The 26,422-nt window shown below is 47.2% G+C and carries 30 protein-coding genes and 1 riboswitch; of the genes, 14 read left to right on the top strand and 16 right to left on the bottom strand.

All coding sequences use genetic code 11. The features are described 5' to 3' along the window. Positions 1-293 precede the first annotated feature (293 nt). Positions 294-443 (top strand): class II glutamine amidotransferase, encoded by a 150-nt coding sequence (locus tag QUB12_RS03375; RefSeq protein WP_333146913.1) that lies wholly within the window; start codon positions 294-296, stop codon positions 441-443. A 7-nt stretch (positions 444-450) separates the two neighbouring features. Here the strand turns inward: QUB12_RS03375 and QUB12_RS03370 are convergent, their stop codons facing one another. The 10 genes from QUB12_RS03370 to gltB all read right to left on the bottom strand — a co-directional run bounded on the left by QUB12_RS03370 (position 451) and on the right by gltB (position 9,119). Next, the gene (locus QUB12_RS03370) at positions 451-582 is read right to left on the bottom strand and encodes an element excision factor XisI family protein (RefSeq protein ID WP_333301085.1); all 132 of its coding nucleotides are present in this window, start codon (positions 580-582) and stop codon (positions 451-453) included. A gap of 263 nt (positions 583-845) precedes the next feature. After that, on the bottom strand, positions 846-1,703 hold the full coding sequence (locus QUB12_RS03365; protein ID WP_333146871.1) for a hypothetical protein: 858 nt from the start codon (positions 1,701-1,703) through the stop codon (positions 846-848). Positions 1,704-1,731: 28 nt separating this feature from the next. Continuing rightward, on the bottom strand, positions 1,732-1,962 hold the full coding sequence (locus tag QUB12_RS03360; protein ID WP_333146873.1) for a type II toxin-antitoxin system RelN family antitoxin: 231 nt from the start codon (positions 1,960-1,962) through the stop codon (positions 1,732-1,734). A 22-nt stretch (positions 1,963-1,984) separates the two neighbouring features. After that, positions 1,985-2,284, bottom strand: coding sequence for a type II toxin-antitoxin system RelE/ParE family toxin (locus tag QUB12_RS03355; protein WP_333146875.1), 300 nt, complete (start codon positions 2,282-2,284; stop codon positions 1,985-1,987). Beyond that, positions 2,281-2,535: a hypothetical protein gene (locus QUB12_RS03350; RefSeq protein WP_333146877.1), complete on the bottom strand. Its 255-nt coding sequence runs from the start codon at positions 2,533-2,535 to the stop codon at positions 2,281-2,283. The genes QUB12_RS03355 and QUB12_RS03350 overlap by 4 nt, the downstream gene beginning before the upstream one ends. 144 nt (positions 2,536-2,679) lie before the next feature. Beyond that, positions 2,680-2,928, bottom strand: a complete 249-nt coding sequence (locus tag QUB12_RS03345) for a DUF4926 domain-containing protein (RefSeq protein WP_333146878.1) — start codon at positions 2,926-2,928, stop codon at positions 2,680-2,682. 62 nt (positions 2,929-2,990) lie between these two features. Further along, entirely contained in the window at positions 2,991-3,461 is a 471-nt protein-coding gene (locus QUB12_RS03340; protein WP_333146880.1) for a hypothetical protein, read from the bottom strand. Positions 3,462-3,595: 134 nt separating this feature from the next. Further along, a complete protein-coding gene (locus QUB12_RS03335; protein ID WP_106332322.1) occupies positions 3,596-3,946 on the bottom strand; it encodes a DUF5615 family PIN-like protein in 351 nt (116 codons plus the stop codon). Further along, positions 3,943-4,266, bottom strand: coding sequence for a DUF433 domain-containing protein (locus tag QUB12_RS03330; protein ID WP_333305475.1), 324 nt, complete (start codon positions 4,264-4,266; stop codon positions 3,943-3,945). The genes QUB12_RS03335 and QUB12_RS03330 overlap by 4 nt, the downstream gene beginning before the upstream one ends. Before the next feature lie 266 nt (positions 4,267-4,532). Then, a complete protein-coding gene (gltB, locus tag QUB12_RS03325) occupies positions 4,533-9,119 on the bottom strand; it encodes a glutamate synthase large subunit (RefSeq protein WP_333305473.1) in 4,587 nt (1,528 codons plus the stop codon). Positions 9,120-9,321: 202 nt separating this feature from the next. Here gltB and QUB12_RS03320 point away from each other — a divergent pair, with 202 nt between their 5' ends. The 8 genes from QUB12_RS03320 to QUB12_RS03285 all read left to right on the top strand — a co-directional run bounded on the left by QUB12_RS03320 (position 9,322) and on the right by QUB12_RS03285 (position 13,707). Continuing rightward, positions 9,322-9,534 (top strand): DUF433 domain-containing protein, encoded by a 213-nt coding sequence (locus QUB12_RS03320; protein ID WP_333146888.1) that lies wholly within the window; start codon positions 9,322-9,324, stop codon positions 9,532-9,534. 101 nt (positions 9,535-9,635) lie between these two features. Continuing rightward, positions 9,636-9,962: a DUF433 domain-containing protein gene (locus QUB12_RS03315; RefSeq protein WP_333146890.1), complete on the top strand. Its 327-nt coding sequence runs from the start codon at positions 9,636-9,638 to the stop codon at positions 9,960-9,962. A 3-nt stretch (positions 9,963-9,965) separates the two neighbouring features. Continuing rightward, entirely contained in the window at positions 9,966-10,319 is a 354-nt protein-coding gene (locus tag QUB12_RS03310) for a DUF5615 family PIN-like protein (protein ID WP_333146892.1), read from the top strand. Between the two features lie 106 nt (positions 10,320-10,425). Next, on the top strand, positions 10,426-11,415 hold the full coding sequence (locus QUB12_RS03305; protein ID WP_333305471.1) for a Fic family protein: 990 nt from the start codon (positions 10,426-10,428) through the stop codon (positions 11,413-11,415). Positions 11,416-11,692: 277 nt separating this feature from the next. Next, a complete protein-coding gene (locus tag QUB12_RS03300; RefSeq protein ID WP_333106380.1) occupies positions 11,693-12,112 on the top strand; it encodes a phosphomannose isomerase type II C-terminal cupin domain in 420 nt (139 codons plus the stop codon). A 144-nt stretch (positions 12,113-12,256) separates the two neighbouring features. Next, complete coding sequence (locus QUB12_RS03295; RefSeq protein WP_333146897.1) at positions 12,257-12,586, top strand: iron-sulfur cluster assembly accessory protein; 330 nt, start codon at positions 12,257-12,259, stop codon at positions 12,584-12,586. Positions 12,587-12,926: 340 nt separating this feature from the next. Beyond that, entirely contained in the window at positions 12,927-13,499 is a 573-nt protein-coding gene (locus QUB12_RS03290) for a Uma2 family endonuclease (RefSeq protein ID WP_333146917.1), read from the top strand. A 31-nt stretch (positions 13,500-13,530) separates the two neighbouring features. Further along, positions 13,531-13,707, top strand: a complete 177-nt coding sequence (locus QUB12_RS03285) for a hypothetical protein (RefSeq protein WP_333146899.1) — start codon at positions 13,531-13,533, stop codon at positions 13,705-13,707. 115 nt (positions 13,708-13,822) lie between these two features. On the opposite strand, the gene QUB12_RS03280 is transcribed toward QUB12_RS03285, so the two are convergent. From QUB12_RS03280 to atzF, 6 genes are all read right to left on the bottom strand, one after another. Next, the gene (locus QUB12_RS03280) at positions 13,823-14,821 is read right to left on the bottom strand and encodes a glycosyltransferase (protein ID WP_333146901.1); all 999 of its coding nucleotides are present in this window, start codon (positions 14,819-14,821) and stop codon (positions 13,823-13,825) included. A gap of 105 nt (positions 14,822-14,926) precedes the next feature. Next, complete coding sequence (locus QUB12_RS03275; protein ID WP_333146903.1) at positions 14,927-16,141, bottom strand: response regulator; 1,215 nt, start codon at positions 16,139-16,141, stop codon at positions 14,927-14,929. 216 nt (positions 16,142-16,357) lie between these two features. After that, positions 16,358-16,588 (bottom strand): membrane protein insertion efficiency factor YidD, encoded by a 231-nt coding sequence (gene yidD / locus QUB12_RS03270; protein WP_333146905.1) that lies wholly within the window; start codon positions 16,586-16,588, stop codon positions 16,358-16,360. Between the two features lie 149 nt (positions 16,589-16,737). Then, positions 16,738-17,682, bottom strand: a complete 945-nt coding sequence (gene truB, locus QUB12_RS03265) for a tRNA pseudouridine(55) synthase TruB (protein ID WP_333146907.1) — start codon at positions 17,680-17,682, stop codon at positions 16,738-16,740. 279 nt (positions 17,683-17,961) lie between these two features. Further along, positions 17,962-18,732: a calcium-binding protein gene (locus QUB12_RS03260; RefSeq protein ID WP_333146909.1), complete on the bottom strand. Its 771-nt coding sequence runs from the start codon at positions 18,730-18,732 to the stop codon at positions 17,962-17,964. Positions 18,733-18,772: 40 nt separating this feature from the next. Beyond that, on the bottom strand, positions 18,773-20,587 hold the full coding sequence (gene atzF / locus QUB12_RS03255) for an allophanate hydrolase (protein ID WP_333146911.1): 1,815 nt from the start codon (positions 20,585-20,587) through the stop codon (positions 18,773-18,775). 577 nt (positions 20,588-21,164) lie between these two features. Beyond that, positions 21,165-21,319, top strand: a riboswitch (guanidine-I (ykkC/yxkD leader). Positions 21,320-21,463: 144 nt separating this feature from the next. Here atzF and QUB12_RS03250 point away from each other — a divergent pair. The 5 genes from QUB12_RS03250 (at position 21,464) to QUB12_RS03230 (ending at position 26,314) form a co-directional block, all read left to right on the top strand. Continuing rightward, positions 21,464-22,531 carry an ABC transporter substrate-binding protein gene (locus tag QUB12_RS03250; RefSeq protein WP_333145278.1) on the top strand — a complete coding sequence of 356 codons (1,068 nt, stop codon included), beginning with the start codon at positions 21,464-21,466 and terminating at the stop codon, positions 22,529-22,531. Between the two features lie 212 nt (positions 22,532-22,743). Beyond that, positions 22,744-23,595 carry an ABC transporter permease gene (locus QUB12_RS03245; protein WP_333145277.1) on the top strand — a complete coding sequence of 284 codons (852 nt, stop codon included), beginning with the start codon at positions 22,744-22,746 and terminating at the stop codon, positions 23,593-23,595. A gap of 168 nt (positions 23,596-23,763) precedes the next feature. Next, a complete protein-coding gene (locus tag QUB12_RS03240; protein ID WP_333145276.1) occupies positions 23,764-24,540 on the top strand; it encodes an ABC transporter ATP-binding protein in 777 nt (258 codons plus the stop codon). Positions 24,541-24,866: 326 nt separating this feature from the next. After that, complete coding sequence (locus QUB12_RS03235; RefSeq protein ID WP_333145275.1) at positions 24,867-25,595, top strand: urea amidolyase associated protein UAAP1; 729 nt, start codon at positions 24,867-24,869, stop codon at positions 25,593-25,595. A gap of 77 nt (positions 25,596-25,672) precedes the next feature. Next, positions 25,673-26,314 (top strand): urea amidolyase associated protein UAAP2, encoded by a 642-nt coding sequence (locus QUB12_RS03230; protein WP_333145274.1) that lies wholly within the window; start codon positions 25,673-25,675, stop codon positions 26,312-26,314. The last annotated feature ends 108 nt before the right edge of the window (positions 26,315-26,422 follow it).

Raw genomic sequence — 26,422 nt, 5'->3', positions numbered from 1 at the left:
GGTTTTTAGCTGGCATTTTTGTAGAGATTGACTAAACTCCTTTTTTATTATACCCTATTTAAAGGTACAACAGCTTATTAACTACAGCATTTTTGGGCGCTACCGTATTACGAACTCTGGGCGGTGACTTGACAAATCCTGTTTGTGAAGATTTGGTGGCTAAATTGGGGGATTAACCACAATAACTCTAATTTTAAAGATTTTAAAAATCCAATAAATTATCTAAACAGGTATTAGAAGCTAGTTATAAATTTACAGGAAAAGACGCAGCAACAGTTGAAAAAGTAGATTTTCTGGAGCTGACAAATGAGGACGATCGCGTGGCTGTTATTGCCACTTTTCCCCTGACTGATAACGAAGTTTGGACGCAAATTAAACCGGTAGAATTGCTGGTATTTCAGGAGGGTTTGCCTGTCTATTCGGAACCGCTGGAGTTAAGTTAAATGAGCGCTACGAAGCGGCTGCAAAATCGGTGTATTGCCGCATTCCCGGTTCGTGAAATGCCAACACGATATCTTCCTTGGGAACCCCTGCGCGCACCAAATCCGTTGCAATCCCATCTTCTGTCCAGTCTTCCTCGATCCAGAATTTGCGATCGCGAATCCGAACGTAAACAGCCCATCGATTTTCTATTTTAGATTGAATAATAGGAGAATAAATGACCGTTTTGTTCGTCGGTAATTAAGAATGTTTCGAGGTCGGATTGAGGAGGGCGGTAAAATTATAGATACTCGGTTAAAATATGCTCTATTACTTTGGGATACTCAGTTAGTTTATCCATTGCACTATTTTCTATACTATCGATCGACCTTTTTTGCCATCGCACTGCGCGAATTGCGATCGCCTCAAATCCCTGATTCAGTAAAAGCTAGGTTCAAATCATCAATCAATCCCAATTGTTGGGCCCACTCTGTTAAGTAACCCCGATCCAAATTCTCAGATTGGACTTTCAGAATTCCCAAAATATCATTCCATTGTTTTTGAGACTGAGACTGTTGCCGCCAGAGCAGTTTTGCCAACACAATATCTTCAGGAGAAGCAACCCAAAATTGTTCTACACCAGCTTCGTCAAGCGCTTCTAATCGTCGTCTTGCCATTTTTGAGCGATCGAATTCAGTATTAGAATTCAGCACAATATCAGCGTTCAATACTAAAGTCATGTGAGTGACGCTCAACACCATCCCTCTACCCTCTTGAATATCTTTGACCGAACCCGGAGGGCAGTAAAAACCAGCCGTTTCTAGTGCTTCAACTAATTGAAAAATATTGTCCCGGAGCAATTCAATTACTAAATCTAAATCGCGTGTTGTTCTAGGGTCGCCATAGACAGAAGCGGCAACGCCTCCTGTAATATAATAAGAGACACCTAATGTTTCAAAAATTGGGTGCAACAGTCTAGCAATTTCGCTGGGGTCTTGCGTCCACATAGAGGGCTCACTGGTGGGGGTTAAAATTGGCAACCACTTGCTACCTAATATCGATCGAGCAAATCGCTCTTTGTAGGTTGAGGGACAAGCTTTTTTCATCCCGCGCAAGCTAACAGTTTTTGCCCAACGATTTAATTTTGCCCCCATTTGCCACCGTTGGGAATTGGTGAGTTGCCGCAGTAGGTAAAAATCAATTGCATCAGCTTCAGGAGTTTTATCATCCGACTGGGGACGGTATCCAGGTTTAATGGATATTTTCGGTATGGATTGAATCATTTTGCTTGTTGATTTCCCTAATTCTATATCAATTCCACAGTTGGGACAAGGGGAGAGTTTGTCCGGTAATTGCCTCATGGAAGCCTTGCTGAAGCCCTTCCAGGACAGTTTCAGTGGGGTCATCATCCGGATCGATGTCAGTGTCTTCCGGCACTAAAACAATAATCCGAACGCGGCTGTGGCTGGCAAGAGCAAGGGGTCGATCGATACAAAGCATCCCTCGATCGTCAATTTTTCCGGTGGTTTCAATCGCTTTCATAATATAAAAAACTCGATACAGTTCACTCAGAGAATAAATATTCTAAATCTCGGTAGCCGCTAACAACCCGCAGAACTTGAATTCCTGCTTCGATCGGACTGTAGAAAATCAGGTAATCATCGATCGGAAAACTCCGTACATTTTCCATTAACTCATCGCGATTCCGTCCCATACTCGGAAACTGCGAGAGCGTTTGACACTTATCGTTAATTCTGTCCAGGAAGCTTTCTGCTGCATCGAAACCGCTGCGATCGGCAATATAGTCCATAATGCTTTCTATGTCCCGACTTGCCGGAATTGTAAATCTACAAATCCGATTCATATATCTGCTTGCGTGCGACGTTGTTGTAGCTTTAAGCGCAAACTCCGAAACATATCTTCAGCATCGATTACTTCACCCCGCCCGGCGGCATCCATTCCCAGACGAATTTCTTGCTGGAGTTCTTTGAACCGTCCTTTATAGATATCTTCCCATTTATCGGACTGCAAGAATTTGATGAAAGCTAAGACTTCTTGTTGCTGGTCTGGTGATAAGACCTTCACATTTTCCAAAATGGCTTGTTCGACGGTCATAATTATCCCTTTTTTTTGATTGCTATTCTACAATCCACTAACAACATTATATCGCACGGGTGGGTTGACAGCAATTATGGGGTGACTTCAATTAAATTAGCTTGGGATACTCAGTTAGTTTATCCATTGCACAATTGCTTCTACTTACGCAGCAAAACTATTAACCAGTCTAACTGTAGGTCGATCTGCACTTGTGGGCGATCGCAAATAACTTCCAGGTAGCGTGGCAACTGCTACTGTGTTTCCCAACAGATCGAAGAACTCAATGCTATAACCTGTTTCTAGTCCTTCAACGTGATGCTGTTCTACAACTGTACCGATATCGCCGGCATAAAGTCCTTCTTCTGGAAGGTTGCACAGCAAGATGACATCTGAATAAAGTTGATAGTTCATATTGTCCTTATTTTTATAACAAGCTAGTTTGAGCATTGTACAGCTAAATCACATCTCATACTTTAGTCATTCAAAAAAGCATTAATAACTTCTGTTATTCTTGTCAAATTATCTTTGTCTGTACTTGGGTTTGCTAATGACACTGTATTTCTTCCTTGTCTAATACTAACTACAATATCCCAAAATTTATCGCTATTTAGTCCACCAAATCCTACTAAGCTAACCGCTGAAATTTCCGAAATCGGAAATTCTTCTCGGTTATTCCATAAAATACCTCGTCGAATTAACAAAAGTTGATTGACTGTCTTATCAAATATAATAGAAGCCACACTACTTCTTATAAAAGTCAATATACTAAATCCGAGGAAAACTATTGATGCTAGGGCGACTTGGTTGCTGCTGTTAGGCATAGTGCTTATATAGGCATAAGCAAAAGCAAGACCAGCAATCAATTGTGCCGATGCAAAAAACCAAGCAGTGAATGGTTTAGCCTCTAGTTGCAAACGGGTTTGAGTCTGTTCAACAATCTTCATTTTTGCTTAATCATCTAATAATTTTAGGCGAGCGCATGGGGGTTCAGAAACCAGGTTTGTCACCAAAATCTCGGTGAGGATGATTAAACTACTTAAATTGTACCTGAAATTTATCAATGGCGACCTAGCATACTTTATAGAGGTAAGTATGCAATACGATTAACCCAGTCTTCGGCTTCAGATGTTTGCCATATCTTGATTAGATGGTTGATTGCTTCGCCTATTGGGAAACTTTGTAACACAATAATCACTCCCGAACTGGTTTGAGTGGCAGCAAATTCAGCAAAATATCTTGGCATGGTTCTTTTGTCGTGAGAAACGAGAACTCTACCCTCTTGGGCTACAAAATTCAAGACTTCCAAATCAGTCAAACCAGTTAAATTTGATAAGTTTGATGTTTGAAAATCAAGAGTTGGTTCGCGCCTCACAATACCCATCACAATCGCTTGGTTCAAATCTGCATCTGCTTGAAAGCGAATTTTCATAACTGGCTGGTGCGATCGCTGTAGAGTTTTTGATAAAGTAAGGAGTTACTTTCCCTTGCTTGCTGTCTCAAGGTTTCAAATAGTTGTTCTCCCTCGAATAAATAAGCATCAATGGCTGTGCGGTTAGCAAGATAGAAAGAAATTCCGCCATATACTTCTTCTAGTGTCAGTACAGGGAATGATTGAACTATACTTTCTGGGGATTGTCCGGCCAGGAAAGCATAGACAATTGAATCTAAAGAAACGCGCTTCCCAAGGATGCGGTAGCAACCATCTTGTTCTTCAACGTACTGTTTTGTCGTTAATATTGCTGCACTCATAGTTTACCTACTTTCACGATCATTACTCGTTCCCAGACAGAACCGATTGGTAAAAACTTAAGACAGAAATTCACAATAAATGTCGCTTTTAGGCAAAGTCTAGATCCCCCTAAATCCCCCTTAAGAAGGGGGACTTTGAGAGAAGGTTCTTGTCCCCCCCTTAGTAGGGGCGGTGCCCCCGTGCCCGCCCTTGGTTAGGGGGGATCTAGACTTCGCTACAAACAAGAAAGACCCTTGCTACATGAGTAGAATTCTAGCGCAGAACCCTAACTACCCCCAATCCGAGCGACATCGCGAGCGTTTTCTTCAAACGCAGCCGTCAGCGCATCATCACCGCTTAAACCCGATGCGATCGCCCTTTCAATAGCCTGCAACACCCGCTTATAATCCCTCGGCATCACCTTCACAAACACCGGCACCATCTCATCCCACGCAGCCAGAACCTTCGATGCCTTGGCACTTCCAGTCAAATCAACGTGAGTCTGAATTAACTGCCGCAAATCGCTAATTTCCTCAACATCCTCCAATTTTTCCAAATCCACCATCGACATATTGCAGCGAGTAGCAAAATCCCCAGCCTCATCCAAAATGTAAGCAACACCGCCACTCATACCCGCTGCAAAATTGCGCCCGGTTTCACCCAAAACTACAACTTTGCCGCCAGTCATGTACTCGCAACCGTGATCGCCCACACCTTCAACTACTGCGTTAACGCCGGAGTTACGCACCCCAAAACGTTCGCCCGCCATCCCTCGAATGAAAACCTCGCCGGCAGTCGCGCCGTAAAGCACTACATTACCGACAATTACGTTTTCCTCTGCGACAAAGGTAGAAGCGTGCGACGGATACAGGATGATTTTGCCGCCGCTGAGCCCTTTGCCCAAATAGTCGTTAGCTTCGCCTTCGAGCTCCAGGGTGACTCCCTTGGGCACGAATGCCCCAAAGCTTTGCCCCGCGCTGCCTTGGAAGTGCAGGTGCACCGTGTCATCCGGCAAACCTTCCCAGTTGCGTTTGGTGATTTCGTTGCCGAGAATGGTGCCTACAACGCGGTTGACATTGGTAATCGGCAGTTTGGCGTGGACTTTTTCACCGTTTTCGATCGCACCTTTGCACAAATCCAACAACACAGTCATGTCGAGAGACTTTTCCAAACCGTGATCCTGCGCCATCTGACAATAGCGCCCGACATCCGCCCCAACCTCCGGCTGATAAAGGATTTTCGAGAAATCCAAACCCTTAGCCTTCCAGTGTTCCACAGCTTGCTGAGGTTCCAAAACATCAGTCCGCCCAACCATTTCATTCAGCGTGCGGAAGCCCAACTGCGCCATAATTTCCCGGACTTCCTGCGCGACGAAGGTCATAAAGTTTACCGTGTGATCGGGGTCGCCGGTAAAGTTTTTCCGCAGCAGCGGGTCTTGCGTCGCCACGCCCACCGGGCAAGTGTTCAGGTGGCACACGCGCATCATGATGCAGCCCAATGTCACCAGCGGCGCCGTCGCAAAACCGAATTCCTCAGCGCCAAGCAAGGCAGCAATTACTACATCGCGACCGGTTTTCATTTGACCATCAGTTTCCACGACAATCCGGCTGCGGAGATTGTTGAGAACCAAAGTTTGATGAGTTTCCGCCAGTCCCAATTCCCAAGGTAATCCCGCGTGTTTGATCGAAGTTTGCGGCGAAGCGCCGGTTCCGCCGTCGTAGCCGGAAATCAACACGACATCGGCGTGGGCTTTCGCAACCCCGGCCGCGATCGTCCCGACTCCCACTTCCGACACGAGTTTGACGCTAATCCGCGCTTCCCGGTTGGAATTTTTCAAGTCGTGAATCAATTCGGCCAAATCTTCGATCGAATAAATGTCGTGGTGAGGAGGAGGCGAAATCAATCCCACACCCGGAGTCGAGTTTCGCACCTTCGCAATCCACGGGTATACTTTTTTACCGGGCAACTGTCCGCCTTCACCGGGTTTCGCGCCTTGCGCCATCTTAATTTGCAGTTCCCGCGCTTGGGAAAGGTACAAGCTGGTAACGCCGAAACGCCCAGAAGCAACTTGTTTGATCGCGCTGTTTTTCGAGTCGCCGCGATCGTTCGTCCAAGTGTAGCGATCAGGATCTTCGCCGCCTTCACCGGTGTTCGATTTGCCACCAATGCGATTCATCGCTACTGCTAGCGATTCGTGGGCTTCTTTAGAAATCGAACCATAACTCATCGCCCCAGTTTTAAAGCGTTTGAGAATAGATTCGATCGGCTCAACTTCCTCAATGGGTATCGATTCCCGCTGTTTGAATTGCAACAAACCGCGCAAGGTAAAATGCTGCTGGTTTTGTTCGTTAACCAGCCCAGAATACTGTTTGAAAAGCGTATAACTGCCCTCGCGCACCGACTTTTGCAGCGCGTGAATTGTCTGCGGGCTAAACAAATGCGCCTCGCCTTCTTTCCGCCACTGATATTCGCCGCCGACATCGAGAGTATGTCCGCTGGATGGGCGATCGGGGAATGCGTGGGTATGGCGCAAAATTGCTTCTTGGGCGATGACTTCGAGGTCTACGCCTTCAATCCGCGATGCTGTCCAAGCAAAGTATTTATCGACTACGGATTTGTTTAAGCCGATCGCCTCAAAAATCTGCGCGCCGCGATAACTTTGAATTGTCGAAATCCCAATTTTCGAGGCAACTTTCGTCACCCCTTTTGTTGCGGCTTTGATGTAGTTTTTGCAAGCTGTTTTGTACTCGACATTTAGCAGCAATCCTTCGCGGATCGAATCGGCGATCGTCTCAAAGGCCAAATACGGATTAATCGCGCCGCAACCATATCCAATCAGTGTCGCAAAGTGATGCACTTCCCTCGGTTCGCCGGATTCGAGCACGAGTCCCGCCCGCGTGCGCGTACCTTTGCGGATCAAGTGGTGGTGCAGGCCCGCAACTGCCAGCAGTGCCGGAATTGGGGCTTTGTCTGGACTGATACCCCGATCGCTCAAAATGATGATATTCACCCCGGAGGCGATCGCGCTGTCTGCTGCTGCAAAAACTTCTTCTAAGGCTTGTTCTAGACCTTTTACGCCGCTTTTGGGGTCAAACAAAATCGGTAGTGTAATCGACCGGAAATTGCCCTCATTTACGTGTTGCAGCTTAGCTAATTCTTCATTGCTGAGAATTGGCGTTTTCAGTTCAATCAAATGACAGCTTTCCGGTTCCGGTTTGAGCAAATTGCGTTCAGCGCCGATCGTAGTTTCGGCAGAAGTTACAATTTCTTCGCGGATAGAATCAATTGGCGGATTGGTAACTTGAGCAAACAACTGCTGGAAGTATTCGTAAAGCAGTTTTGGCCGGTTGGAAAGCACCGCAAGTGGCGTATCCGCACCCATCGCGCCGACAGCTTCCACGCCATCTTTCGCCATCGGTGCTAACAGCAACCGCAGTTCTTCAAAGGTGTAGCCAAAGGCCATTTGCCGCTGCAATAATGTTTCGGGATGGGATTCTGCTACGGCCGGCGCATCTTTCAGTTTGGCGATTTCGACCATGTGCTTGTCGAGCCACTCGCGGTACGGGTGTTCCGAGGCAATTTGATGTTTAATTTCCTCGTCAGAGACGATGCGGCCTTCCTCAGTATTTACCAGGAACATCCGCCCTGGTTGCAAGCGACCTTTTGATACAATTCGTTCTGGGGCGATGGGCAAAACTCCGGCTTCCGATGCCATAATTACCAAGTCGTCTTTGGTAACGCAGTAGCGGGAAGGGCGCAAACCGTTGCGATCGAGCACGGCCCCGATCGATGTACCATCGGTAAATGCGATCGAAGCTGGGCCGTCCCAAGGTTCCATCAAGCAAGAATGGTATTCGTAGAAAGCTTTTTTCTCGTCACTCATGGACTCGTGGGCTGTCCAAGGTTCGGGAATCATCATCATTACAGCGTGCGGCAAAGAACGCCCGGCCAAATTCAGCAATTCCAAAGCATTGTCAAAAATCGTCGAGTCGCTGCCTTCGATATTGATTAAATTGGGGATTTTCTTTAAGTCATCGCCGAATAGTTCCGACTCAAACAGCGATTGTCGCGCGTGCATCCAGTTAATGTTGCCGCGCATCGTGTTAATTTCGCCGTTGTGGGCGATGTAGCGGTAAGGGTGCGATCGTTCCCAGCTCGGAAAAGTATTCGTGCTGAAGCGCGAGTGAACCAGGGCTAGAGCGCTTTCCATGTCGGGGTCGTGCAGGTCGGGATAGTAATCGCCGACTTGCACCGGCATTAACATACCCTTGTAGACGATCGTCCGGCACGAGAGAGTGGAATTGTACCAGTAGGGGTCTGTGTTAGTCCTGCGGATGGCGTTGTGAGCCCGTTTGCGGATGACGTACAGTTTCCGCTCGAAAGCCGCCTCGTCAATACCTGCGGCCCGCCGGAGGAACACTTGCTGCATGAAGGGTTCGCTAGATTTGGCGGTGTCGCCGAGGGACGAGTTGTCGGTGGGAACATCGCGCCAGCCGAGCACTTGTTGGCCTTCTTCGGCGGCGATTTCCTCAAAAATGCGTTTGCCGTTTTCGCGTTCAGTTCGATTTGGCGACGAGTAAATCGCGCCAACGCCGTACTCGCCGGCTTCGGGAAGTTCGATGTTTAGGCCCGCCGTTACTTTTTTGAGAAACTTGTGGGGTATCTGCATCAAAATCCCCGCCCCGTCTCCGGTGTTGGGTTCGCAGCCGCACGCGCCTCGGTGGTCGAGGTTCAAGAGGATTGTCAGTGCCTGCTCGACAATTTCGTGGGATTTGTTACCCTTCATGTGTACGATGAATCCGACTCCGCAAGCGTCGTGCTCGAACTGCGGATCGTACAGGCCTTGCTTTTGTGGCAGTCCGTTGTTGTTCATTTTGATGTGTCTCTCAAAGTGGTGAAAAGATGTTGATCTAGAGTAGATGGTGGGATGCCGATCGATCTAGTATCATTTATTATAGGTGGATCTACTGCATTGGGTAGATGCACGAAAAAATCAAAGCTGATGCGATCGAGCTAGCGTGAAAAAATAGTTACAGCCGATGAGTTAACTATGGAACCCGAAAATCTAAAGATTTATGCTTAAACACTCTTCAATTATTAGCGCGTCTCCTGAGATTATGGGCGGAACTCCAGTATTTGCTTGTACTAGGGTTCCAGTACAAACACTTCTGGACTATCTGAAAGCAGGAGAATCAATTGATGATTTTTTGGATGGATTTCCAACTGTGACTAAAGAGCAAGTTATCGCCTTGCTGGAAGAGGCTGAAAGACAGCTTGTTGGTAATTAGATGATAAATTGATATTGGGATTTTTTTTTAACCGCAGAGAGCGCAGAGAGCGCAGAGGAAGAGAAGAGAGAGATGAGTAATAATGATTGAGATTGTAAAAAATGACACTGAAAGAATTAGAAAAACAACTCTTAGCCTTAACTCCCAGTGAAAAAACTCAGGCAATACAGCTATTAGCTCAAAGTTTAAGCAATACCTGGCAAGGAATTGAAAAAACTCCGGGCGTGTGTGGCGGCGATGCTAGAATTGCGAAGACTCGCATACCTATTTGGTCGATGGTAAATTATCGCCTTCTGGGTGCAAGTGATGTGCGAATTTTGCAAGACTTTCCTCATTTGAGTGCAGCAGATTTGGCAAATGCTTGGGCTTATGCTGAGGCACACCCAGAGGAAATTGAAGCAGCCATCGCTAGAAATGAGGAAGATTAACAAATGGTGCGTCTTTATGCAGATGAAAATTTTCCACTGGTAATCGTGGAATTACTGCGAATTTGTGGTCACGATGTTTTGACAGTGCAGGAAGCTGGAAATGGTGGACTGGGGATGCCTGATGAAGATGTGTTAGCTTTTGCTATTAACCACAATCGAGCTGTTTTGACGCGCAATTGGGATGATTTTAGACACCTACACCGTTTGCAACCCGATCATAAAGGTATCATTATTTGCAAAGAAGATTTGAATATTGAGAGACAAGCTACACTGATTAATGAAGCTATTTCTACTGTCGAAAATCTCACAGGTAAATTGATTCGGGTAATTCGTCCACCAAGCGTGAAAACAAGCTGATTGCTCAACAACTACCCCAGCAGATTATAATCGACCTTAGAGAAGTATTAGCATTAGCCACAAAAGTGGAGTCGCCATAATCTCCCGACAAATATACCGATTCCCTATGCAATTTTTCTCAACCGCTCAATCCTCGATCGCCCATCAAGCCTATAATAACTTTATGGCGTTGTTAGTGCGACTGTATCCTCAGCGTCTGGGCGACATCCTCCATCAGCATTTTGCCTTCTCAACAGCGATGAATCTTTCTGAAAAATTGCAACAAGTCGATCGACTCAAAGCCTGGTTGGATAGCTTTCGTCCGCTTTCTCCCACCCTGGTTGCAGAATTGAAAAAACTCTACGATGTTCGGTTCACCTATCATTCTAATGCGATCGAGGGAAACACCTTAACGCAACGCGAAACCGAATTAGTCCTCGAAACCGGCATTACTGTCGGTGGCAAAACTTTGCGCGAACACCTAGAAGTCATCGGGCATCGAGATGCGATCGACTACATTGAAATGCTAACGCGATCGGACACCGCGATCGGTGAATGGGAGATTAAACAAATTCACAACTTAATTATAAGGGCGATCCTCTTCGAGGGCTTCGCTAACGCCCCGGAGGAAGCTGGACGCTATCGGCAGTTAGATGTCAAAGCCGCCGGTACTGAATACCTCTATCCGCCTCATTATTTGCTTTCGGGTTTGATGCCGGAATTTATCGAATGGCTCAACAGTGATAAAATCAAATCGTTACATCCGCTAGAGTTTGCAGCCGAAGCACATCTTCGCTTTGTTTCGATTCATCCATTTCGGGATGGTAACGGACGGACGGGACGGCTATTGATGAATCTCCTGCTGTTGCGGGCTGGATATCCCATTGTCATTATCTCTAACCAGGTGCGTGCTGCCTACATCGATGCGATCGCAGAAGCACAGCAGCAGGGTTCTGGGATTGATCCCCTCCTCGATCTTATTGTAGATGCGGCCCGATACTCGCTGATCGAAACCTTGCAAATCCTAGCAACCGCTAGCGATAGCCTGGGTCAAGGGCTGCCTTTCTATCAAGAGATGCTAGAATTTTTGCAGCAGCAGTCTCAAGAGCTGGATTAGGATTCACCTTTAATAAATATTCAAGAACCAGCCGCCACAGATAAAGATTTGATGTAGATTGGGGCGATCGAACCCATAACAGGTGACAACTACTATGGTGCTTTTGCTATGGTTGTTAAGGCAGGTCGATCGGGCTGAGCACAAATCTTGCAAAACTCTACAGTCGGCTAACCAGTCCCCGCAGGTGGGCTTCGGTTTTAACTATAGATTAGTTAATCTCAAAAAACAACGTCGTTTACCAAAGGATTCAGCAAGCAATCCTCAAGGAGTGAAAATCATGGTTCAGATTCAAGAAATTTCTCAAGTATCTACCCTGCACGCACCTGCAGCACCCAACGGAGTAGCCGCTACAGAATTGCGGCCTTGGGGCTCATTTACGACTCTAGAAGAAGGCCCAGGATATAAAATTAAGCGGATCGAAGTTAAGTCTGGACACCGCCTCAGCCTGCAAATGCACCACCACCGCAGCGAACACTGGATTGTGGTTTCTGGTACTGCAAAAGTTACTTGCGGCGAAACTGAACAAGTTCTGTTTACCAATCAGTCTACCTACGTTCCTCAGTGCACTTCTCACCGTCTGGAAAATCCGGGAGTTATCCCCCTGGTTTTAATTGAGGTGCAGAATGGCGAATATCTCGGAGAAGATGATATTATCCGCTTTCAAGACGATTATGCTCGTAATGAAAAGGCTAAGTAACTCAAGTTGCTAAAGATATAGGGGTAAGGTGCGCTGCGGCGCACCCTACATTCTCCGGGTAAGGTAGAGGGCTAGGCACACTCTACATTTTCAAAACTTAACATTACTTCCCAATTATCAATTACCAATTACCAATTACTCATAATGATTCATCTGAGCAAAACAGCAGCAACAGAAGTAACGCGCCTCAAGTCGAAGCATCCGAACCCCAATGCTTTATTTCGTCTGGGCGTGGAATCGAGCGGCTGCTCCGGTTTGTCTTATACAATGGCATTTGACGATGGGCCAGCCCCAGAAGACGCTGTATGCGAGTCGGAGGGAATTTCCGTTGCGATCGACCCCCAGCACTTAAAATATCTCAATGAGCTCACCTTGGATTATTCAGAAGACTTGATGGGCGGAGGTTTCCGATTTCACAATCCCAATGCCGCCCAAAGCTGTAGCTGCGGCAACTCCTTTTCTGCCAAGGAATAACCAACCTGTAGGGTGCGTCAATCGATTTTAGATTTTAGATTTTAGATTTTAGATTGACTTGCGCGAGATAAATGCGGGGGCTTGAGGATTTGCGATTTGCGATTTGGGATTGATTCCACGGATAAATCACGTGGCGGGTACCACCTTTGAAATTCTTGGTCAGTTGCAGAGAATCCTTCAATTCTAAAATCTAAAATAGATTGACGCACCTGACCAAATAAGCAATAACCAATATGATTTAGAGTGCGTCAGTTGCAGATAATTATAAAATCTAAAATCTAAAATCTAAAATCTAAAATCTAAAATCTAAAATCTAAAATCTAAAATCTAAAATCGTATGATGACACTCAAAGACTTAGAAAAAGTCCAAAAAACCTTCAAAGAAGCCGGTCAAGACTACCAAGTTGAACTAGAAAGCGGGAAGATTATCATTGTGGGCCCGTCAGACATTGTATCTAGTGAAATTGGCATTCGCTTGAGTGCCTTTCTCTTTGTTTGGGTGAATCCCCGCCGTTTGGGTCGAGTTTTTGACTCTGCAGGGGGCTTTATTTTACCTGATGCTAACCTCACAGCCCCTGATGTTTCTTTTGTCCGCGCCGCACGTCTCAGGCAAAGTCCCCGTTATTTCGGAGAATTAGTCCCCGACTTGGTAGTAGAAATTAAATCACAGAGCGATCGCATTAAACCGCTCCAAAAAAAGATTCATAATTTCCTAGAACTCGGAGCGCAAGTAGGAATTTTGATCGATCCAGATGAAGAAACTGTAACAGTTTATCGTCAGGAAGGTGAACCGATTGTGTTGGGAAATGAAGATATTTTGACTGTCCCCGAACTTTTCCCTGGTTGGGAATTGCCAATTGCTGAACTGTGGCCGCCAATTTTTACTGAAGCAGAAACTCAAACTGAAGCCTAATAAAGTTTATGCAGGTTTTACATAGCCAGAAATGCGAAAGGGAGCATCTCACCTTTGCAGCCCTCCGCTAGAAATTGGAGTTTTGAGGCAGGAGGCAGGAGGCAGGAGGCAGAAGGAAAGAGGAAGAAGGAAAGAGGAAGAAGGAAGGAGGAAGAAGGAAGGAGCCAGAAGAAGGAAGGAGCCAGAAGAAGTATTTTTACAAATATGAGATGCTCCCAATGCGAAAAGCCTCTCTTCTCTTCCTCTGTGTCCTCTGCGCTCTCTGCGGTTAAATAATTCCTATGCAACCGTAAACGATATGAGTGCAATGGAAAAGCTTTTAATCAAGCTGGTGTACCGAGAATAGTCCACTGCATTAACTGCTGCCACTCGGCAGATTGAGCTAATAAATCTGCATCCAATTCATTTCCCGCATCCTGCGAAAACTCGGCGAAAGCTTCCGCCCAATTAATTACTGTTTCCACAGGCAAATAAGGCGTATAATTCCAAGAACGCTGCAAAAACTCTATCATCTCAACAGAATGACCGGTGCGGTACAAATACCAAGCAATCCACACTAAGGTACTGTACTTAATTTGCTTTTCCAACAAACGTATTTTAGCCGGCAACTCCGGGCGGGCAAAAAAATTGTCCATCACTGCGGCGAGGGATTTAGCCTGCGGTAAACCTTTGTACATGGCGCTTTGTTCGTGCTGGCGGTAGCAAACAGTTACTTGCTGCAACCACTCTGCTTCGCATCCCATTAAGGCTAAACGCAGCACTAAATCTGTATCTTCCGCTGGGGGAAATCGAGGATCAAATCCGCCGGCGCGCTCTAACCAGTGACGGCGAAATACCATCGCGCTGGGTAATACTGGTTTCCACCGCAGCCACATTTCTAAGTCTAATTTAGGAACATTTTGCCAGGGTTTGACATCTTTTAGCGGTTCGCCTATACTATTAACTAGACGCCAGCCGCTGTGAACTATTCCTAGATTTTGTCGCGCTGCAAATACAGCCATTTGTGCTGATAATTTGTCGGGGAAAAAGTAGTCGTCAGCATCAAGAAAGGCGATAAATTCTCCTCGCGCTAGCTCGATGCCGTGATTTCTGGCAATCGAAACTCCTTGATTTTGTTGGTGAATGTAGCGAATTCGATCGCCATATTTCTCTAAAACTAATCTAGTGTCATCTTTGGAGCCGTCGTCTACTACAATAATTTCCCAGTTAGTATAGGTTTGGTGCAGAACGCTATCGACGGCTTGGCCGACGTAATCCGCACAGTTGTAAGCCGGAATTACTACGCTCACCTGCGGGGTGCGATCGATCGTAACATTACTCATAATTAATTATCTTAAATTCGATTGCGTCTTTATTTTACAATGAGCGTAGGGTGCGTCAGGAACTGACGCACCCAGCAAGGGGTTATTGTGTTCATTAATTTGGGTTCAAGAATTTGCCAGGGTAAGTTGTCGTGAATGGAGTAAATCTTGGGGGCGAATTGCTGAAGGGTGGCGATCGCCTTTTACCTTCAAATACTTGTCAGCTATTTGTAAAACCTGTTCGGGATTGGCTGGCTTGCTCAAAAAATCGGAAGCACCGGTCAATTTCGCCCGCGTGCGGTCAATTATACTGTCTTGACCGGTCAAAAACACGATCGGAGTTTCGCGAAAAGCAGGTGTCTTTCGCAAAAAATTGCACAAAGCAAAGCCGCTTGTCTTCGGCATCACCACGTCCATAAAAATTAAAGCAGGCTTCTGTTTGGAGATGATGCCCACTCCCTGCATCGGGTCTTGAATTTTTAGGACTCGATACCCCGCCGGCAATAAAATTTGCTCTAAAAATTCGCATACTGTCGGACTGTCATCGATACAAGCAATCAAAGGGCGACCCGGCCCTGCGATCGCCGCGGCCAGGCGCCACTGTTCTATAGGCGACGGCAAGTCTGGGACTGTTCGGAAATTTACTAAACCCTGCTTGATGTAATTAACTAAAGCGCGAGTTGCTACTGTCACGCACTGCTTTTTCTTAAATGCAATATCCCAAAGAGTATTCTCGCCGTTGAATACGTTAGCTAATGCGATCAAAGAATTAGAACTAAATCGATTTTCCTGTAAATGGGCCGACGCTTTTAAAAGTGGTGCTTGTTCTGGATCTACCAGCCACAAACCCATTGCTTTCCACTTCTGCCAAATTTCTTCTGTACAACACAGAACTTTCTCTACTTCTGTTAAAGACAGCAGCAAAGAAGAGGTAATGGTAGAAAAATATTTCTGGGACGGACGCCACTCCCGGCGCAAACCCGATTGACCGATCAGAGCAAATAACACTTCCGAAAGGCTGGTGTGGACGATCGCCCTAGCTTGTTCCAGACTCATTTCGCTGGCTGCTATCCCTCGCTGAAGCAGTTGATATTCCCACAGTTCTCCAGCATCGAGGTCTCTGAGATCCACTTGAAAGTTTCGACAGTGTTGCCCGATCGCCCTGTACCAGCGCCTCGCTCTGTGCGCTCCTCCTGTGGCATAAACCAAACTACCCTGAAAAAAGTAAAGCTGCCACTGTTGTTCCCCTTGCTCTAACACCAGTTTCCCCGTTGCTTGTTTCTGGCTGAGTACAGCCAGAGTATGGGACAACATTTTGTATCCGATTGCGGTAGCAGACATATCAACTCGCATCCCCTGTACTCTGTTTGTACCATTATAGAGCTGCTGAGTTTTGAAAGATAACAGTAATATTACTGAATTTGGGTTAAGAAACACCACTAATTGTGCGAATTTAACCCTCTTAGGGAGTGATTACCCTCGGTAGTTTTAGCCATGAGGATGTAACGCCTATTTGCACTATTAACTAATAACTAAAATACTATTTTTGACTAATAACTAATCGCCCTCGCTATCTGTGGGAGGTACTGGATCGTAACCTCCTGGATGAAAAGGATGACATCGCAAAATCCGCTTAACTGCCAACGAGCTGCCGCGGGCGGGCCCAAATCTTTCTATTGCTTCGATCGCGTATTGCGAACAAGTTGGCTGAAATCTACAGGCGTTAGGCAGGTAAGGAGAAATCCCCATTTTGTAGCCTCGGATTAATCCGATCAGCAATATTTTCACAATTTTTACCTCAGCGATTGATTAGATTAATAGGTCAATCTCGTCCCGTACCGCTGTAAGCTAGGTGAATCTAGGGGATTCCCAGCGGTTAGAGTTCCGCCAACTTTTCCTGTACCAATTATACCTTTTTTCATCTTTATTTTAGATACTTAAAGCACAATTTGAGGAGATAATATGGTACTTGTCTCTGAGTTCGCTACTTGACCGATACCTAAAAAATTACCGTCTCGATCGTAAACCTGCAAGGCATAGGGAGGTTGGGGTATGGGGTTGTGGGGGGGATGGTTGCTACTTTCCTCATAGGGCCCGATGATCGGCGTTTCGGGAATCGGGAGGCGCTGTCCTTGAAACCAGCGTTTGGTATATTCAGGGGAAAGGACGATCGCGCCTAAATGTCCCAAAACCGCCGATGGCAAAATTGGGCAGAATTTATCCTCCTGCAATTGCAGTTCCAATTGTTCAAAAGTTAGACTTTCCTCGATCGAAAAACCGCTACTTTCGGTGCGAGTCAAACAAGCCAAAGTACCGCCTGTATTCAACACCGCCCCCAAATCCCGCGCGATCGCCCGAATGTAAGTACCCGCCCCGCAGGCGATCGACAAATCCAATTCAGGAAAATCCCCCGGCCGCCAATCCAATATTTCCAGCCGAAAAACCTCTACTTTCCTAGCAGCAACTTCCACAGTTTCGCCTTTTCTAGCTAACTCATAAAGGCGTTTTCCTCCCACCTGAACCGCACTAAAACTCGGCGGAAATTGCTCGATTTTTCCTAGGAATTTTGGGAGTGCAGCTTGCACTTGTTCCAAACTTAACTCTGGCACCGGTCGAGAATGGATAATTTCTCCTTCTAAATCGTCAGTAGCAGTAGTTAAGCCAAAGCGAATTGTGCCTCGGTAAGCTTTATTGTGTTGGAGAAATTGCAGCAGTCTGGTTGCTTTGCCCAGGGCGATCGGCAAAACGCCAGTCACAGCAGGATCTAGGGTTCCTCCGTGTCCGACTCGCTTGAGTTTCAATAGCCGGCGCACTCGCCCCACGCAGTCGTGAGATGTCATGCCCGCAGGTTTGTTGAGATTGAGAAAACCGTCAGTAGTCATTAGTCAGTAGTCAGTAGTCAGTAGTCAGTAATCATTAGTCAGTTGTTATTGGTTATTTGTTATTTGTTATTTGTCATACCCAATCCTGCTTAAATAACTTTCTCTATCTTAGTTTGCGGAGGCAGACTTCGTTTGTGTAGTTTGAGGTCAAAAGCGGTTTCAAGCACCGAGTCTCATAAAATGGTTAGCAAACCCGGATTTTGTATCAGTCAACCGTCAACCGTCAACCGTCAACCGTCAACCGTCAACCGCCAACAGTCAACCGTCAACAATTCCCAATTAAAGAATAAAGTCTGCCTGAGTGATTGAAGTGCGGGTAACTCCGAATAAAGTAGCCAGAGTTTCCTTGGTGCTTGTAAGCTGAATAATTGTACTCGGCGAAGTTCCGGTTCCAGCGGAAATGGTGAGTTCGCCAAAAGTAAGGCCGGCAGCCAAGCGAATCCGATCGGTACCATCAGTAAAATCTGTAATCACGTCCCCGTCTGCCAAACGCCCGATCGCAAAAGTATCGTTTCCGGCGCCGCCAGTTAAACTATCTCGGCCGCGATCGCCCGATAAACAGTCATTGCCGATGCCACCAAACAGCGAGTCATCGCCGGCACCTCCAAAAAGCGAGTCATCGCCCGCGCCACCCAACAAAGTATCGGTGTCTTGGTTGCCAAACAGCAAATCATTACCCTCCTCGCCCAGCATTGAGTCAGAACCTTTGCCGCCGTAGAAAGTATCGCCGCCGGCGCCGCCCAAAACGCTGTCGCGGCCCGCACCGCCGAACAGCAAATCATTGCCAACGTCGCCCAGCAGTGAGTCATCGCCGTCGCCGCCGTAGAGGGAATCGTCTGCGGCTAAGCCAAAAATGCTGTCAGGGCCTCCTAAACCAAATATCAAGTTAGCGCCCGCAGTACCTCTGAGGGAGTCGGGGCCGCTGGTGCCGCGAGTGCCACCAGGTGCCCCTCCGGGACTGGTACCGCCAGGTGCCCCTCCGGGACTGGTACCGCCGGTGGGGGTTGGGGTTGTGACGGGAATTGGTCGAATTGGCACTGCTGGTGGCATGATTCTGAAGATGGGTAGAAATTTGCCATTCTAACTTAGCCTAAAACCGGAAGTTATATGCTCGCCAACCGCCGAGATGAGAAATATCGATCGCATCCGCCACAGCATAAGGTTCGCACAAAAAGCCCTGCACCGTCGAGCCGTCCTCCAAGACCAGCGTACCAATTCCCAAGGGCGGGGGAATTTTAGCGACAAATCCGCCGAAAGCCGCGATCGACAACTCCCAAACTTCCACCTCGATCGCGCTACCGCCCTCTATCTGACGCACCAATCCCGGCTTGCCCAGAGCATTACCCGTCAAAGCGTACAGCTTGTAAATCGGGCTGGTACGGCAGGCGCGAACCAAAATGCCTCCCCCCTCAATTAATTGATAATTCAGCGGCTCACCGCTCAAATGAGCGCCAACTACGGCTATTTTGACTCGTCCTTCTGAGGAATATTTGGCTGGGATGGCGGGTTCCGGGAGGGTTGGCAGCGGCAGACCGGTTGCGCCCAAAGTTCCCCCCAAGCTAGCGTGGAAAGCAGATCCCAGGCTGCAGAGCGATAAATCGTGCCACGCTGGAGCCATCAGTGTCAATCCTGCGGGCAATCCGCTGCTTTGAAACCCGCTGGGAACTGCGATCGCGCACAAATCGAGCAAATTCGCAAAGTTCGTGTAGCGCCCCAGATTGGTGTTGAGCGCGATCGGCTCGGCTGCAACTTCTGCGACAGTATAAATCGTACCTGTCGTGGGTACCGCCAACACATCCATTGACTGCCACTGAATTTCTGCAAGCTTGCGGAGTTCTGCCAACCGGTACGATGCGCGGTAGGCAGAGACGGCATCGTAGCGTTTGCCGCCGCTGATAATTTCGTAGACGATCGGATCGATATCCTCTGGGTGCGCGTCGAGGAAATCGCCGATCGCGGCCAACCTTTCTGCTACCCAAGGCCCGCCGTAGAGCAGTTCGGCAGCATCCGCAAAGGGTTTGAAGTCAATAGGTGCGATCGTGCAGCCCAATGATTGCAAGCGCACCAGAGCCTCTCGGTAGCGCTGTTCGGCTTCTGCATTCCCAAAAAATTCGAGTTCGCCGTCTCCGGGAACTCCCACCCGCAAGCGGGATAAATCCGGCAAAACTTTCGTTTCAGGGCGACGAGAAAACGCATCCTCAGCGTCAAAACCGCTGGCTACTTGCAGCACGGAGGCCGCATCCGCACAGGTGAGAGCGAACACAGAAACGCAATCGAGCGATCGCACTGCCGGCAGTAAGCCGCGAGTGCCGATCGAGCCGCAACTGGGCTTCAGCCCGACAATGTTGGTAAAAGCAGCGGGAACCCGCCCCGATCCTGCGGTATCGGTACCCAGAGCAAAACTCACCAATCCGGCGGAGACTGCTGCGGCGGAACCCGAACTCGATCCGCCCGGAATGTAGCGCCGATCGAACGGATTGCGACAAACTCCATAGGGCGTGCGGGTTCCCACTAATCCTGTGGCAAATTGATCCATGTTTGTTTTGCCGATCGCGATCGCACCTGCCGCGCACAAACGCTCTACGACTGCGGACGATCGCGCTGGAGTGCGAGCAAACGCAGGACATCCCGCCGTAGTCGGAACGCCCGCCCAATCGAGATTATCTTTGATCGCAAAAGGTATTCCGTAGAGCGGCAATTGTTGCGGGTCTAGGTTTTCCAAGGCTTTGGCCCGTTCGAGGGTTTCTGCCTGTGGTGCTAAATAAATCCATACTGCCGGATCTGCATAGCGTTCGATCCGATCGTACACGCTGGCGATCGTATCTGCAGGCGCGATCGAGCCTGTGCGGTAGCGATCGAGCAGTGAATGAATGTCAAGACTGTTGCTGTAGTTAAATTTTTCCATAGTGCACGGTCAGTCGATTTTAGATTTTAGATTTTAGATTTTAGATTGAAGATTTGACTTCATATCATTTCTGGTTATATGAGGATGATTTAACCGCAGAGAACGCAGAGAACGCAGAGGGAGATCGGAGAGAGATGAATAATTCCAATGCTAACGGATTTGACTTCACAGGCTGTGTTAGGCGATCGTTATTACAAATAGGATGTTAGTTTACCGCATTGTCGATCGTACTTGCATCTAGTCTAGGGAGCGAAGTATTCCTTGAGAAATATTCAACCCTGACCTTGCGGGTTTCGTCTTTTTGTGCAGGTAAACTTCGCGATTTCCCATCGCCCCATCTCATTGCCCGGTTTAATCTTCCAAAAATTTTAATTTTACTTCGAGAAAAACGGTTTTTTGTAACATTTTACACATTTTCGCATCAAGTTTGCTGTTAGGGTTTGAAGCGTAGCAATCTAGTAGGATTGCACGCTACAGTATGCTTACCTTTAAAAAAGCTAAGTGCATTGCTGTTACCAACAGTCTCGAATAACTCCTTGGGTTGCAAACAGGACTTATACAGACAAAAAACGAAAAATTTAACCGCTTCTAGGGTTCCGATTTGAATCAGTTTCTAAGTCAGCTTAGACAGTTCAAGTGCTGGTCCGAGAGAAGCAGACTGGTTCTCCCAATATTTGATTAATTTGAGGGAAACACTAGCCAGTTACACGGCGGGATAAAAGCCCGGGAGAAACGCGATCGGTCATCAAGACTCGGTTCGTTAGCTCTCGGGCTTTATCCTTGTATATCAGGGGGGTTTGCAGAAGCTAAGGAAGCCAAAGAAGGTGCAAAAGCTCGATCGACATATTCACCTCTAACCAGCAACCAGAATATGCTATGAATATCCGATATTCCTCGCCCAAAATAACGCGATCGCCCTTATCCTACTGCGCCATATTTTTCATCACCTTGTTTTTCGCTGTCGGCTGCGTCAACCCGGCAATTTATATCAAAACCACGACAGAAAGCGAAGCAGCTTCTTCAGTAAGTGCTAACGCAGTTCGCCTCGGATTCAGCGCGTGGCCCGGCTGGTTTCCTTGGCAAATTGCCAAAGAGCAAAAGATATTTGAAGCTAACAATGTTGCTGTAGACTTAAAATGGTTTGACGGCTACTTAGAATCGATCAGCACCCTCACAGCAGGACAGATAGATGCTAACAGCCAAACCCTCGGCGATACAGTAAACTCAATATCCGGCGGCGCCGACCAAGTAATTGTTTTAGTCAACGACAACTCGACGGGAAATGACAAAGTGATTGTCGCCGAAGGCATCAATTCCGTTGCCGATTTAAAAGGTAAAAAAGTTGCAGCCGAAGAAGGTACAGTCGATCACTTTCTATTACTGTTAGGGCTGAGAAGAGCAGGTTTATCAGTGCAGGATATTCAATTTATACCGCTGGAAACAGGCAAAGCTGCGGCGGCTTTCGTCGGAGGGCAAGTCGATGCGGTGGCAGTATTTGCGCCGTTTACCACGCAGGCATTAAAACGATCGAACAGCAAGGAACTGTTTAGTTCCAAAGATTTTCCGGGGGCGATTTCCGACCATTTGGTATTCACCCGAAAGTTTATCGGCGAACACCCCGATCGAGTACAAGCCCTGGTCAATTCATGGTTTGCAACATTGGAATACATGAAAGCAAACAAAGAGAAATCTTACGAGATTCTAGCCAACCGCGCCGGAGTTAGCGTTGAGGAATACAAAGAATATGAAAACGGCACGAAGATATTCACGATCGAAGAAAACTTGAAAGCCTTTCAACCGGGAAATGACATGACATCATTGCAGTTTGCGGCGGCAGAAATGACTAAATTTCTCGTCGATGTAAATTTAGCCAAAACCCAACCAGATATCAGCACTTTATTTGACGATCGTTTTATAAAAGCTTATGCCGAAGGTAAAAGCTAAAAGGCAGAATTTACAATTTTGCAGACACAAAAATTTTTCAACAATATTATTTTTTTGAATATAGCGGTTCTCAAAAAAGTGAGGTATGCCCTATGCCCTATGCCCTATGCCCTATGCCCTATGCCCTATGCCCAGTCGTACCTCATCTTTCTGAGAAAAATTATACCAAAAAGCTACTCCAATTACTCGACAAACCGTTCCGCAATTAAATCATGCCACCAAATCCCGAACGCCGATCGATCCAATCCCACCTCAAGCAAAAAAGCCTAAATCCCACCGTTTTCTGGCGGATTGCGGAAGAGATACCACAACCCCTCAATATTGGGTTAACGGTGACATCGATCGCACTGCCGCTGCTGGTGTGGTGGCTAGTAACAACCTTCGCCAACGTAGACCCCAAATTTTTGCCTTCCCCCGGCAAAGTTTTAGAGGCATTTGGCCGGCTGTGGAACACTCGCGAACTTTTGAAAGACACGGTAGCGAGTTTGTGGCGGGTGGGAGTTGGCTTTCTGTTCGCCTTGGTTTTTTCCATACCCATTGGCGTGCTGATGGGCAGTTTTGCCAGTATTCGCGCCTTGCTGGAACCCATGTTCGGCTTGATGCGATATATGCCCGCACCAGCATTCATTCCCCTGCTAATTCTCTACTTGGGAATCGGCGAAGAACCCAAAATAATGCTGATATTTATCGGCGTCTTTTTCTTCAATTCGCTGATGGTAATGGATACAGTCAAGTTTGTTCCAAAAGACTTGATCGAATCTACTTATATGTTAGGTGGGAATCGCTGGGAAATCCTCACTCAAGTTATTTTTCCCCACGTTTTGCCGGGAATTCTTGATGCTAGCCGCATCAACCTAGCTGCGGCTTGGCAATTGGTAATCGTGTCGGAATTGATTGCCGCCACCGAAGGCTTAGGCCGCCGGATCAGCGTCGCCGGTCGATTTCTCCGAACCGATGAAATTTTTGTGGGGCTGATTGTCATTGGGGCGATCGGACTGGGTTTTGACTTGCTTTTTCAATATCTGCTGCGGGTTTCTTGTAAATGGTCAAGTCAGAAACAGTAAGCAGATGTTATACAAATCAGTGTTAAAAACTCTTATCGTACTCGGCGGTTGAAACCGCTTCTACACAAACGAAGTCCGCCTTCGCGGACTAAAGAGTTACTAACGAGGATTTGGTGTTAGAAGGCAGAATGGTATCATTTTTTTACTTACAATACAGAGGATAAACTCATGTTTCTGCAAATCAACAATCTGCACAAAAACTTTGAAACGAAAAAGGGTAAATTAGTTGTCCTCAAGGACATCAATATGAGCATCAAGCAAGGCGAATTTATCTGCGCGGTAGGCGCATCCGGTTCGGGCAAATCTACTCTGTTGAGGCAGATTGCGGGATTGGACAAGCCGACAACAGGGGAAGTGAAAATTGACGGCAAGGAAGTTGTTTCGCCTGGCCCGGATCGAGGTATGGTATTTCAGCATTACACTCTTTATCCTTGGATGAACGTGCAGGAAAATGCCGAGTTTGGTCTCAAACTTCAAGGCGTTTCCAAGAAAAAGCGGCGCGAACAAGCGAGCTATTATTTGAATGTGGTAGGATTGACGCAGTTTGCTTCGTCGCTGCCGAAGGAATTGTCGGGCGGGATGAAACAGCGGGTGGCGATCGCCCGCGCCCTCGCTTCTGAACCTAAAGTGTTATTAATGGATGAACCTTTCGGCGCCTTGGATATCCACACTAAAGAATCGATGCACGAATTCATGCTGGATTTGTGGCGTCGCACTGAGATTACAATCTTTATGATTACCCACGATGTCGAAGAAGCGGTGTTTCTTTCCAATCGGATTTATGCTTTGGGCGCTCGTCCCGGTACAGTGAGAAAGGAAATGTCGATTAATTTGCCCGATCGCACTCCCAGCGTTAAACGCCACGCCAAATTCCACGATTACCGCGACGAACTCATGGATTTGATGCGGAAACACGGACAGGAAGCAGTTGCAATGGCTGCTTAAATAGAAATAGGTTTGTATAGCCTTTCTCAGGTAAATGAGGTACTCCTGGGCATGGGGCATGGGGCATGGGGCATGGGGCATGGGCATAGGACTCTCCCCCATACCTCACCACGCTTGAAAACCGGTATAAATATTACTTTGGGCTCAGGCGGGTTGAGCAGCTAATATCATGTCCGGTTGAATAGTTATAATACTTTTGTCCCATCATGCCCGATGCCCTATTTGGCCGATGCCCGTATAGGATTTATAAGTAATTAACCGGACTTGATATAAGACATACTATTGTTTTATTTCGCTGACCTACCCAAATACATCAAGAGGAACTTATGGTGCAACTATCGATCGACACAAACTCACAAATTGATTCTGGCCTCGTATTAATCGAAGAAACCGTACCGGGCGGCGCGTACTGGTCGGGAGTCATCAAGCGGGGAAATACCCTGCGAATCACCGATTTAGAAGGCTCTCGCGGCGTTTCCATGCTGTGCTACAACGCCGACAATGCGATCGAACGTTTCAACGCAGCAGACACCGCCAAAATTCAATTCAACGCCTTTCTCAAACAAGGAATGGTGCTCTACACAGACATGGGGCGCATCCTATTTTCCATCACCCAAGACACCTCCGGCTGTCACGATTTGCTAGGAGGATGCAGCAACGCCATTAGCAATGCCAAAAAATACGGCGAAGGAGACTGGAAAAACTCCCGCGACAACTTCCTCAAAGCCCTAACTCGGTGGGGATTGGGCAAAAAAGATATCATGCCCAACATCAACTTATTTACTCGCATTGCCGTCAAACCAGACGGCACGATGGAGTTTCGCGAAGGCTGCGAAAAACCGGGGAGTTTTATCGATTTGCGAGCCGAAATGAACGTATTGACAATTATCTCTAACTGCCCCCACATCCTGCATCCTGGTTCAATTTACGATCCAAAACCAATCCAAATTCAGATTGTGAAATCCCCCGCACCCGCACCAGACGACTTGTGTCGCACCGCCAACCCGGAAGCAGTGCGCGGGTTCATCAACACCGATGCTTTGTTCGTGCAATAGACCCGATTCCACAACTCAATCTTATCCGCATCAATCTGCGGTGAAAAATTCTGCACTTCCATCACAAAAAGTGAACCATGACTGCAACTACCCAACAAATCCTCGATCCAAAAACTGCAATTTATAACGAAGTTTTACCCGCCAGACATCCCTGGTCTCGTGTCATCAAAAAAGGACAGATTCTCCGCATTGTAGATTTAGGCGGCAATCAAGCAGTAGATTTTTTAGTTTACAATGCCGATGACCCGTCCGAACGCTACAGCGCCCCCGATACGATCGTCAATCAAGGCAACATCTTTGTCACTACAAACAGCCAACTCATTTCCAACGAAGGGCGAGCCATGATGACCATAATTGCTGACTCCTGCGGGCGGCACGATACCTCCGGCGGCGCCTGTAGCTGCGAGAGCAATTCGGTGCGGTTTGGACTAGATAAAAAATACCAGCACGCCTGTGTTGAAAATTTCCTCGCCGCAATTCTTCCCCACGGTTTGGGCAAGCGAGATTTAGTCAGCAATATCAACTTTTTTATGAATGTTCCGGTTAGCGAAGATGGCACGCTTGAAATTGTTGACGGCATCTCCGATCCGGGAAGTACAGTTGATTTGCGAGCAGATATGAACGCGCTGGTTGCTATTTCTAACTGCCCGCAAATGAACAATCCTTGCAATGCTTACAATCCTACGCCGATTCAGTTGATTGTTTGGGATGCGGTGTAAATGTAGGGTATGTACTGTTTCCGCACTCTTTTTAGGGCGGGCTAGAAGCCCACCCCACAAGAAAATTCACTCTTTGTGGAACAGGCAAGATGCCTGTTCTTCAGGATA

The organism is Microcoleus sp. B7-D4, assembly GCF_036705125.1.
Classification (GTDB): domain Bacteria; phylum Cyanobacteriota; class Cyanobacteriia; order Cyanobacteriales; family Microcoleaceae; genus Microcoleus.
The sequence above is the reverse complement of the archived record's forward strand: the minus strand, read 5'-3'. Positions and strand labels throughout refer to the sequence as shown.

Excerpts from the sequence above, each read along its gene's own strand:
- QUB12_RS03280 (WP_333146901.1), bottom strand. The coding sequence starts at position 14,821 with ATGAGTAATGTTACGATCGATCGCACCCCGCAGGTGAGCGTAGTAATT.
- QUB12_RS03285 (WP_333146899.1), top strand. The coding sequence starts at position 13,531 with ATGCGAAAGGGAGCATCTCACCTTTGCAGCCCTCCGCTAGAAATTGGA.
- atzF (WP_333146911.1), bottom strand. The coding sequence starts at position 20,587 with ATGGAAAAATTTAACTACAGCAACAGTCTTGACATTCATTCACTGCTC.
- QUB12_RS03315 (WP_333146890.1), top strand. The coding sequence starts at position 9,636 with ATGACACTGAAAGAATTAGAAAAACAACTCTTAGCCTTAACTCCCAGT.
- QUB12_RS03245 (WP_333145277.1), top strand. The coding sequence starts at position 22,744 with ATGCCACCAAATCCCGAACGCCGATCGATCCAATCCCACCTCAAGCAA.
- QUB12_RS03350 (WP_333146877.1), bottom strand. The coding sequence starts at position 2,535 with ATGACCGTCGAACAAGCCATTTTGGAAAATGTGAAGGTCTTATCACCA.
- QUB12_RS03330 (WP_333305475.1), bottom strand. The coding sequence starts at position 4,266 with ATGAGTGCAGCAATATTAACGACAAAACAGTACGTTGAAGAACAAGAT.
- QUB12_RS03310 (WP_333146892.1), top strand. The coding sequence starts at position 9,966 with ATGGTGCGTCTTTATGCAGATGAAAATTTTCCACTGGTAATCGTGGAA.
- QUB12_RS03340 (WP_333146880.1), bottom strand. The coding sequence starts at position 3,461 with ATGAAGATTGTTGAACAGACTCAAACCCGTTTGCAACTAGAGGCTAAA.
- QUB12_RS03260 (WP_333146909.1), bottom strand. The coding sequence starts at position 18,732 with ATGCCACCAGCAGTGCCAATTCGACCAATTCCCGTCACAACCCCAACC.
- QUB12_RS03305 (WP_333305471.1), top strand. The coding sequence starts at position 10,426 with ATGCAATTTTTCTCAACCGCTCAATCCTCGATCGCCCATCAAGCCTAT.
- QUB12_RS03300 (WP_333106380.1), top strand. The coding sequence starts at position 11,693 with ATGGTTCAGATTCAAGAAATTTCTCAAGTATCTACCCTGCACGCACCT.
- QUB12_RS03365 (WP_333146871.1), bottom strand. The coding sequence starts at position 1,703 with ATGATTCAATCCATACCGAAAATATCCATTAAACCTGGATACCGTCCC.
- QUB12_RS03345 (WP_333146878.1), bottom strand. The coding sequence starts at position 2,928 with ATGAACTATCAACTTTATTCAGATGTCATCTTGCTGTGCAACCTTCCA.
- QUB12_RS03360 (WP_333146873.1), bottom strand. The coding sequence starts at position 1,962 with ATGAAAGCGATTGAAACCACCGGAAAAATTGACGATCGAGGGATGCTT.
- truB (WP_333146907.1), bottom strand. The coding sequence starts at position 17,682 with ATGACTACTGACGGTTTTCTCAATCTCAACAAACCTGCGGGCATGACA.
- QUB12_RS03240 (WP_333145276.1), top strand. The coding sequence starts at position 23,764 with ATGTTTCTGCAAATCAACAATCTGCACAAAAACTTTGAAACGAAAAAG.
- QUB12_RS03335 (WP_106332322.1), bottom strand. The coding sequence starts at position 3,946 with ATGAAAATTCGCTTTCAAGCAGATGCAGATTTGAACCAAGCGATTGTG.
- QUB12_RS03295 (WP_333146897.1), top strand. The coding sequence starts at position 12,257 with ATGATTCATCTGAGCAAAACAGCAGCAACAGAAGTAACGCGCCTCAAG.
- QUB12_RS03230 (WP_333145274.1), top strand. The coding sequence starts at position 25,673 with ATGACTGCAACTACCCAACAAATCCTCGATCCAAAAACTGCAATTTAT.
- QUB12_RS03320 (WP_333146888.1), top strand. The coding sequence starts at position 9,322 with ATGCTTAAACACTCTTCAATTATTAGCGCGTCTCCTGAGATTATGGGC.
- QUB12_RS03355 (WP_333146875.1), bottom strand. The coding sequence starts at position 2,284 with ATGAATCGGATTTGTAGATTTACAATTCCGGCAAGTCGGGACATAGAA.
- QUB12_RS03275 (WP_333146903.1), bottom strand. The coding sequence starts at position 16,141 with ATGTCTGCTACCGCAATCGGATACAAAATGTTGTCCCATACTCTGGCT.
- QUB12_RS03235 (WP_333145275.1), top strand. The coding sequence starts at position 24,867 with ATGGTGCAACTATCGATCGACACAAACTCACAAATTGATTCTGGCCTC.
- gltB (WP_333305473.1), bottom strand. The coding sequence starts at position 9,119 with ATGAACAACAACGGACTGCCACAAAAGCAAGGCCTGTACGATCCGCAG.
- QUB12_RS03250 (WP_333145278.1), top strand. The coding sequence starts at position 21,464 with ATGAATATCCGATATTCCTCGCCCAAAATAACGCGATCGCCCTTATCC.
- QUB12_RS03290 (WP_333146917.1), top strand. The coding sequence starts at position 12,927 with ATGACACTCAAAGACTTAGAAAAAGTCCAAAAAACCTTCAAAGAAGCC.